This is a genomic window from Paenibacillus ihuae (assembly GCF_001368795.1).
Taxonomy (GTDB): domain Bacteria; phylum Bacillota; class Bacilli; order Paenibacillales; family Paenibacillaceae; genus Paenibacillus_AQ; species Paenibacillus_AQ ihuae.
Genome location: NZ_LN831198.1, coordinates 1,888,958 through 1,891,385 on the forward strand (window position 1 = coordinate 1,888,958; position 2,428 = coordinate 1,891,385).

At 53.0% G+C, this 2,428-nt stretch carries 4 protein-coding genes; 3 read left to right on the top strand and 1 reads right to left on the bottom strand.

What is annotated here, in order from left to right; genetic code table 11:
* Positions 1–259: shikimate kinase (locus tag AQR02_RS08490; protein WP_280818613.1), on the top strand; the 259-nt coding region annotated here is incomplete at its 5' end.
* A 25-nt stretch (positions 260–284) separates the two neighbouring features.
* Here the strand turns inward: AQR02_RS08490 and AQR02_RS08495 are convergent.
* The gene (locus AQR02_RS08495; protein WP_054940198.1) at positions 285–593 is read right to left on the bottom strand and encodes a rhodanese-like domain-containing protein; all 309 of its coding nucleotides are present in this window, start codon (positions 591–593) and stop codon (positions 285–287) included.
* A gap of 113 nt (positions 594–706) precedes the next feature.
* Between AQR02_RS08495 and aroA the strand changes: the two genes are divergently transcribed.
* A complete protein-coding gene (aroA, locus tag AQR02_RS08500) occupies positions 707–1,999 on the top strand; it encodes a 3-phosphoshikimate 1-carboxyvinyltransferase (RefSeq protein ID WP_054940199.1) in 1,293 nt (430 codons plus the stop codon).
* Between the two features lie 197 nt (positions 2,000–2,196).
* Positions 2,197–2,428, top strand: a 232-nt coding sequence (locus AQR02_RS08505; RefSeq protein WP_187388769.1) for a CoA-binding protein, incomplete at its 3' end; no start/stop codon positions are given.

Sequence of the window (2,428 nt, forward strand, 5' to 3'; positions counted from 1 at the left end):
GGTACTTGTCCCTGGTAACGCCGAGATTATGCTGGCCCATGGTCTTGTAGTGGCTCTTACAGCTACTGAGGAGGCAATTCTTGCAAGGGTTAGCGGGGATCAGAATCGTCCGTTGCTCGCCGGCAACGCGCAGGAAAGGGTCCGCACCATAATGGAGCAGCGCCGTGAGGCTTACCGTTTCGCGCATTGCACGGTCGATACATCGGAGCTGAGTGCGGCAGAAGTGTCGCAGCATATTTTAATGCATTACCGCGGTTGAGCTTTTAAGTGTGCTTGCAGGCAGCTTATTCTTCTGCAGTTTCGTTCCATTCAATCATCCCGCCGCTGAGGTTGGCGGTAGTGAAGCCGAACTGCTGCAGATATTCACAGACTCGCTGGCTGCGCGCGCCGGAGCGGCAGATGAAGACCACTTCAGCATCGGCCGGGAGCTCTGCGGTACGCTGCGGGATCTGGCCCATGGGAATGTGAACAGCGCCCGGAATCATTCCGGTAGCCACTTCATCATCTTCTCGGACATCTATCAGACACAGGTCCTCACCTGCCGTAAGACGCTGCCGCAGTTCTTCGGGTGTAATTTGTGGAATATCGTTCATGGTAAAGACCTCTTTTCTTTTGGAGAATGATTTTATGATAACACAGCATTAGAATGACATGTCAAACCCAGCACTACATATATACACTACATTTATTAAGGAGCGTTTGGATTATGGACGTTATTGTTAGGCCGACACCTACCCTGCAAGGAGAATTTGGAGCACTGTCTTCCAAAAACTACACTACACGCTACCTGCTGGTAGCCGCTCTATCTGAAGGCGTAAGCACCATTTATCATCCTGCGCACAGTGAAGACAGTGATGCAATCCGCAGATGTATCGCCGATCTGGGAGCTGTGCTGACGGAAGATGACGAGAAAATCGTGATTCAGGGCTTCGGCCGGAATCCACGCGATGTAAAGGAACTGAATGTCGGTAATGCCGGAGCAGTACTGCGTTTTCTGATGGCTGTTGCCGCGCTGAGCCCTGAAGTAACCTTTGTGAATACATATCCAGATTCACTGGGTAAACGCCCGCATGACGATCTGATCAAGGCGCTGGGCCAGCTGGGTGTTGAAGTGGAGCATAACAACGGAAGGCTTCCGATTACGATTCGCGGCGGCAAGCCGGCCGGCGGTCGGATTACCGTCTCCGGAGCAGTCAGCTCTCAGTATCTCAGCGCGCTGCTGTTCCTGACGCCGCTGCTTGAGGAAGACAGCGAGATCATTGTCCTGGACGATCTGAAATCGAAGGTTGTTGTCGGCCAGACGCTAGAGGTGCTGGAGCAGGCAGGCATCATGGTGCATGCCGCAGATGATTACATGTCCTTTAAAGTGCCGGGCCGCCAGACTTATGCCGCCAAATCGTACACTGTACAAGGCGACTATCCGGGTTCAGCGGCTGTGCTTGCAGCAGCGGCTGTCACGAAGTCGGATGTGAAGATCCACCGGCTGGCTGAGCACAGCAAGCAGGGAGAGCGGGCAATTGTCGACGTGCTGCGTATGATGGAAGTACCACTCACACATGAGAACGGTACAGTACATGTTCAGGGCAACGGAATCCTGAAGGCTGTGGAATTCGATGGCGATGCAGCCACTGACGCTGTACTGGCTATGGTAGCGGCGGCGGTCTTTGCCGAAGGTACCTCCCGCTTCTATAATGTGGAGAATCTGCGTTATAAGGAATGCGACCGCATTACGGATTACCTGGCTGAGCTGACACGGGCGGGAGCCAAAGTCGAGGAGCGCCGCGACGAGATCATCGTTCATGGTTTGCCGGAAGGTGTAGAAGGCGGCGTGACTATTAACGCGCATTACGATCACCGGGTCATTATGGCCTTGACGGTGGTCGGCCTTCGGGCCCGTCAGCCGCTGCTGATCAAGGACGCTCATCATGTCGCAAAATCGTACCCGCAATATTTTGACCATTTGCGCGAGCTTGGTGCCGATGTGGAATGGGTAAAATAGGAATAGAGCGTAGAGTCTAATATGACTTGATCACCGTAGGGGCTGATGACCGAAGATTCGCTTAAATCGGTACGAACTCGTACTTTTGTGAGAAGCTTGCTTTGAGCTGAACCCAAGTCTAGAATTAATGTGTTTCGTAATATTCACAGGGAATCCCGGCTTAAGGCGGGGACAACTGAAGAGAGGGGCAAATCACTATGAGTTTTGAGAACCCGAGCCGTGAGCAGATCGGCGATATTCTAGCCTCTGCAGGCAATATTGCTGTAGTAGGCCTTTCTGACAAATCGGACCGTACCTCGTACATGGTCGCTTATGCTATGCAGAGCCGGGGTTACCGGATCATTCCGGTTAATCCTACAGTGGACGGCGACATCCTGGGCGAGAAATGCTACCATACACTGGCTGACATACCGGAGCCGGTTGATATCG